We start from the raw sequence: 4,667 nt of genomic DNA on the forward strand, positions 1-4,667 counted from the left end.
GGGGCTCACGACGGGAGCACAAGAGAGTGCATCACCTCCATGACCTGCACGGATGAATATCCGACACCCGCAGGTCCTCGTCGGTCAGCAGGTGCAGCATGGCCACCAGGAAGATCGCCACCGGCTGAGTGAAGTTGATGTGCGCAGGCAGCCGGGGGTGGGTCGAGGATCTGCTCCGGAGCACGTAGGTCACCCTCCATCGCGATCACATCAGACCGGGTTCCGGCCAGCAGGGCGCGGGCGTGGGATAGCACGATGGGATCGTTGTCGACATAGGCCACGTGCGCGCACGGCTTGATCTGCTGCGCCACCTCGTGCACGTTCGGCGACGTGGGGATACCGGTGCCCAGATCGACGAACTGCCGGATGCCCGCCATGGCGACGGCTTCCGTCACTCGTACCAGGAAGTTGCGGTTCGCCCGTGCGGTGGCGCGAGCGTTCGGAGCCACCTTCAACACCTGCTCGGCCAACTCCCGATCGGCGGCGAAGTTGTCCTTGCCGCCCAGGTAGTAGTCGTACACGCGGGCGATGCTGGGTGTGTTCGGGTCCACCCCCGAAGTGGGCGATGTGGTGGGGTCAGCAGTCATCAGCGTCCTCGGTTGGACTGAGAGCAGTCAGGAATACGAACGAGATCGATCGCCTCGTTCGTGTGCGGTAAGAGCTAGCTAGGGCCAGTAAACGCTCAGATGCGGACTGTGGAGAGAGCCGAAAAGGTTAACGCAATGCATGGGGGCTGACCTGCGCTGATGTCTTCAGCGGGGCGCGAAAAGTTGCCTACTTGTGGGCCTGCTGGTGAGCGCTACCTTTAAGGTCAAGGCGTTCCATCAACAAAGGATGTGCCATGGCTACCACTCCCAAGCGGCAGCAGCGGACGCTCCGCTCGCATCAGCTACGGATACGCGGGCTGACATGGGAACACATCGCAGCCGTGTGGGAAACGGACCATCCAGAAATCACGCCCCGGCAGGCTTTTAGGTGGGCCCACGACCTCAGCCTCCAGGACGTGGCCGATCGATGGAACGAACTCGACGCCGGCGAAGCCGAGGTCCGCGCAAAGATCTTCAACGCCCAAGGTAGCTGGGACTAAAACGGCCGAGCCGTCGCAAAGCCCGCCCGACTACGAGGGGCCCAGGCGGTGTACTGCGAGGCATTGCTGTCAGACGTCTGAGGACGTGCTGTTCGACTGGACTATCGTGTGCCCGCCGCGCCTGCTCGACTCCCCGGCGCGCGGCGACTACCGCACGCGGGTTGACGACGCGGTGCGTGGTGGCTCCACCATTGCCGACGTCGACCTCGCCGACGCCGTGCTCCGGGTCCTGCCCGACTCGGGCACCCACCGCCACACCGTGGACGTGGCCTACTGACTAGCGGGGCCGGCTGAGAGCGGCCTCGGCGAGATCCGTCCACTTCTCGGCCGAGGAGTGGGGCACGACCACCCAGTCTTTTATCGCCCTGCCCTGTCCCGAGGGGTCAAACAGGGACGCCCCGGCCAGTTGGAGCGCGGCTGTGTGTTCGGGGGTGTCCCTGACCAGCCGGAACACCATCGCGCCGTCGCGCTGCAGGCTCGCGAACACCTTCCCCGCCTGATCTTTGAGCGCGGGGCTCCCCATCATCCTGGACATCCGTACACCCAGGTCGGCCAGCTCGGCACCGACCTGCTTGAAATCCTCTTCCGCGCTCATCGTCAGTCGGTCCCAAACTTCATGGCGGCGTGGTCGAGCGGCTCGTCATGGTCGGGGCTCTTCCCGCGTGATGCGATCGTCTCGGCTCAGCCTTCCGGCAGTACGGCGATGAGGCTAGTCGTCCTTGCGGCACCGATCAAGGCCGGATGCGGGTGCCGACCATGCCCGAGTCCCGCCGCAGGTCCTCGACCTGCTCGACTTCCTCAAGGAGTCCGACTTCGTCGCCGCCTTCACCGACGAGCTTGCTCGGGCTTCGGCCTCCAGGGTTCGGCGGTGGACAGTCGGGCATTGTGCCAGTCGCCGTAGTCGCCGGAGGTGGCCTGGGAGGGAGTTGCGATCTTTCGCGGCTGGATGTCGTGGGTGGGCGTTACCATTCGCGGCCATGGAATTCGGTGGAAACGTCGACCCTCAGGGCATGCTCGCGCTGCTTCAGGACGTGGACTGGAACGCGTTCGTTCCGGAGCGGGATCTGACCCCCTTGCGCGAACGGCTCGTCGCGCTGGAGCAGGAGCATGGCGCTACGGAGGCGCATCGGTTCGCGACCGCGCGTCTTCAGGAGCGCGGTGCGCGGCTGATGCATCCCTACATCGGGTGGGACAGCCCGTTCAACGATTACGCGCTCAGCCCGTGCGGCCGTCACCTCGCGACCGGGCCGGACAACGGCCCATTGCAGATCTGGGAGATGACCACCGGACGCGCGGTCAACAAGCTGGACACGGGCGAGATGGGGGTGGGCTGGTCGGGCCACCGCGACACCATTCAGTGGTCCGCGGACGGGACACGCCTGGCCCTGGCGTTCAACACCAACATGGTCGGGCTCTGGGACCCGTTCGGCGAACAGGCCGATCCCTTCGGCGACGCAGACGTGACCAATGGCCGGAACCGCCCACCCGACTTCGCTCTGTCACCCGACGGCCGTCGTGTCTACATCTCGATGGATTCATCCCATCAGGTCATGGGCTGTATCGCAGCACTCGACCAAGGGCACGTCTTCTACATCGACAGCCGTACGGGCGGCTCGGGCCCGGCGCCGGAGATGCTTCCCGAGGCACTGCCGGAGGAGTTCAGACGGCGGATCAAACGTGACGAGTGGTTCTTCCGCCGGGTGCGCTGGTCCCGGGACGGCACGCGGTTGCTGGGCTTCAACGGCGAATGGGCCTGCACCGTCGACGTGCCGGGTGGCCGGATGCGCTGGCTGGCGCAAACCAAGGACTTTGTCGAGTGGAGTCCGGACGACCGGCGGTTCGCGTCGATCGCGGTTGGTTCCTCCAACGACGAGACCGGCCGGCTCACCGTGTTCGAAAGCGAGACGGGCAGTGCGGTGAGCGTGCCGGTCGAACAGCTTCAGGGCACCCTGCACTGGGGCATGCGTGGGGAGGCCGCGCGGCTGGCGGTCGTGGCGAGGGACGGTCGGGGCGTCGATGTGTACGACGAAGACGGCCGCCATGAGTCTCACCTGGACATCGACACCACCGAACGGATCGGCGCCTCCTACTGGGACGGCGGGGAACGACCATGGGCGTGGTCACCATCGGGTGAGCACGGAGCCTGCCTGACGTCCGACGACCGGATCGAGGTGTGGTCTCTCGGGGAAGACCTGGCGTGCGTGCAGTCGATCGAGGTTCCGGAGGAAACGGCGGCGGTGCTGTGGGGAGCCGACGGCGTACTGGCCGCGATCGGTGGCTTCACCATGCGGTTCGTCCGTGCGCTGACCGGCGATGTCCTGGGTGACTTCGTGAACGACAGGGAGGACGAGGAGGGACTGGCGCCGGTCGACGATGGGGATGAGCTCCACGGCGTCTACACCGCCGACACCTTCCCGCTCGACGACACCACCTGGTGCGCCCTGGCGAGCCCGCCTGAGGGACCGGGCGCGAACCTGGTGATCGCCCCCGAGGAACGCCGAGCTGACCTCGACGGCCTGCTCGCGTGGGTCGTGGACCATCGTTTCGCCTGGCCCGTTCGCTGGGGCGACCTGAACCTGGTCGAGGATGTCGAGACGGCGGCCGCCGAGCTCGCGTAGCTTGGTGACGCAGGCGATCGCGTCGAAGCAGTCGGAGGCGGGCTGCTCGCAGAAGTGTAGGGAGGCTTCTCCCGAACGTGACTCCAGCCCCAAAGTAGCTCCGGGTAATCTCTGTGACATTGCGTGATCTAGCGGGTGGAGGTCACCGACGGCGGGCATGGGAGCGGCCAGATTCGCCGCGCGCGGCTGATGCAGGTCGACCTCGATGCGGAGCGGCTGCGGCCCCGAGGCTGGTCATGTGCAACCGCATCGCCGCCGTGCACCACGCCACGGCTCATCTTGGTCGGATGGTCTGCCGTTGTCTGGTCGGGATGGTAGGAACCACCCGTTGGTTGATCTTTCCGGACGGAGTGCGCATTCCTATGACGGACGGACCGAAGACCTCTGAGCTGTACCGCTTCAAAATTCGTACACGTGGTATGAGCTGGTGTTTCTTCGGGTCGGCTAGGCTGCTCGGTGGTACTCGTTGATCGCTCCGCTGAGCACCTTTCGGCGCTGAATCCGGCCTTTCAGCGGCACCACAACTTGCTCGTCTTGATCGGGTGGGCGTTGTTGGCGGGACTGGTGCGGGCGGTGCGCGTTGTAGTGCTCGGCGTACTCCTCCAGGGCCGATCGGAGGTGGCCTTCGTCGTAGATCAGCATCCGGTCGGTGCATTCGGCCCGGACGGTGCGCACCCAGCGCTCGGCGTAGCAGTTGGCTCGGGGTGTCCGCGGCGGCGTCTTCATCACCGTGACACCAGCCCCGGTGAAGACCTCATCGAAGACGGCGGTGAACTTGGCATCTCGATCACGGATGAGGAACCGAAACGAGCCGGCCGAGAAGTCGCAGGCGAGCAGCCCTTTCGCTGGCAGGCGTAGAAACGTCCGCCAGGAGGTGTCGAGGCTTCGCGGAGCCGGACGGTGTCGGCGCGAACGCAGGATCCGTCGCACGGTCGCTGCACTGACCTGCAAGCCGAGGCGAA

The 4,667-nt window shown here is 65.8% G+C and carries 6 protein-coding genes; 3 read left to right on the forward strand and 3 right to left on the reverse strand.

What is annotated here, in order from left to right; genetic code table 11:
• Positions 1-5: 5 nt before the first annotated feature.
• A complete protein-coding gene (locus tag ABD844_RS34120) occupies positions 6-521 on the reverse strand; it encodes an SAM-dependent methyltransferase (protein ID WP_344887142.1) in 516 nt (171 codons plus the stop codon).
• A gap of 320 nt (positions 522-841) precedes the next feature.
• On the opposite strand from ABD844_RS34120, the gene ABD844_RS34125 reads away from it, so the two are divergent.
• Both ABD844_RS34125 and ABD844_RS34130 read left to right on the forward strand, forming a co-directional pair.
• Positions 842-1,087: a hypothetical protein gene (locus ABD844_RS34125; protein ID WP_344887144.1), complete on the forward strand. Its 246-nt coding sequence runs from the start codon at positions 842-844 to the stop codon at positions 1,085-1,087.
• An 85-nt stretch (positions 1,088-1,172) separates the two neighbouring features.
• On the forward strand, positions 1,173-1,364 hold the full coding sequence (locus ABD844_RS34130; RefSeq protein WP_344887146.1) for an NAD(P)H-binding protein: 192 nt from the start codon (positions 1,173-1,175) through the stop codon (positions 1,362-1,364).
• Here the strand turns inward: ABD844_RS34130 and ABD844_RS34135 are convergent, their stop codons facing one another.
• Positions 1,365-1,682, reverse strand: coding sequence for a hypothetical protein (locus ABD844_RS34135; RefSeq protein WP_344887148.1), 318 nt, complete (start codon positions 1,680-1,682; stop codon positions 1,365-1,367).
• Between the two features lie 382 nt (positions 1,683-2,064).
• Here ABD844_RS34135 and ABD844_RS34140 point away from each other — a divergent pair, with 382 nt between their 5' ends.
• A complete protein-coding gene (locus tag ABD844_RS34140) occupies positions 2,065-3,705 on the forward strand; it encodes a WD40 repeat domain-containing protein (RefSeq protein WP_344887150.1) in 1,641 nt (546 codons plus the stop codon).
• A 444-nt stretch (positions 3,706-4,149) separates the two neighbouring features.
• Here ABD844_RS34140 and ABD844_RS34145 read toward each other — a convergent pair.
• The coding region (locus ABD844_RS34145; protein ID WP_344887152.1) for an integrase core domain-containing protein at positions 4,150-4,667 on the reverse strand (518 nt) is incomplete at its 5' end.

The sequence above is a fragment of the Nonomuraea antimicrobica genome (genome assembly GCF_039536965.1).
Lineage (GTDB): Bacteria > Actinomycetota > Actinomycetes > Streptosporangiales > Streptosporangiaceae > Nonomuraea > Nonomuraea antimicrobica.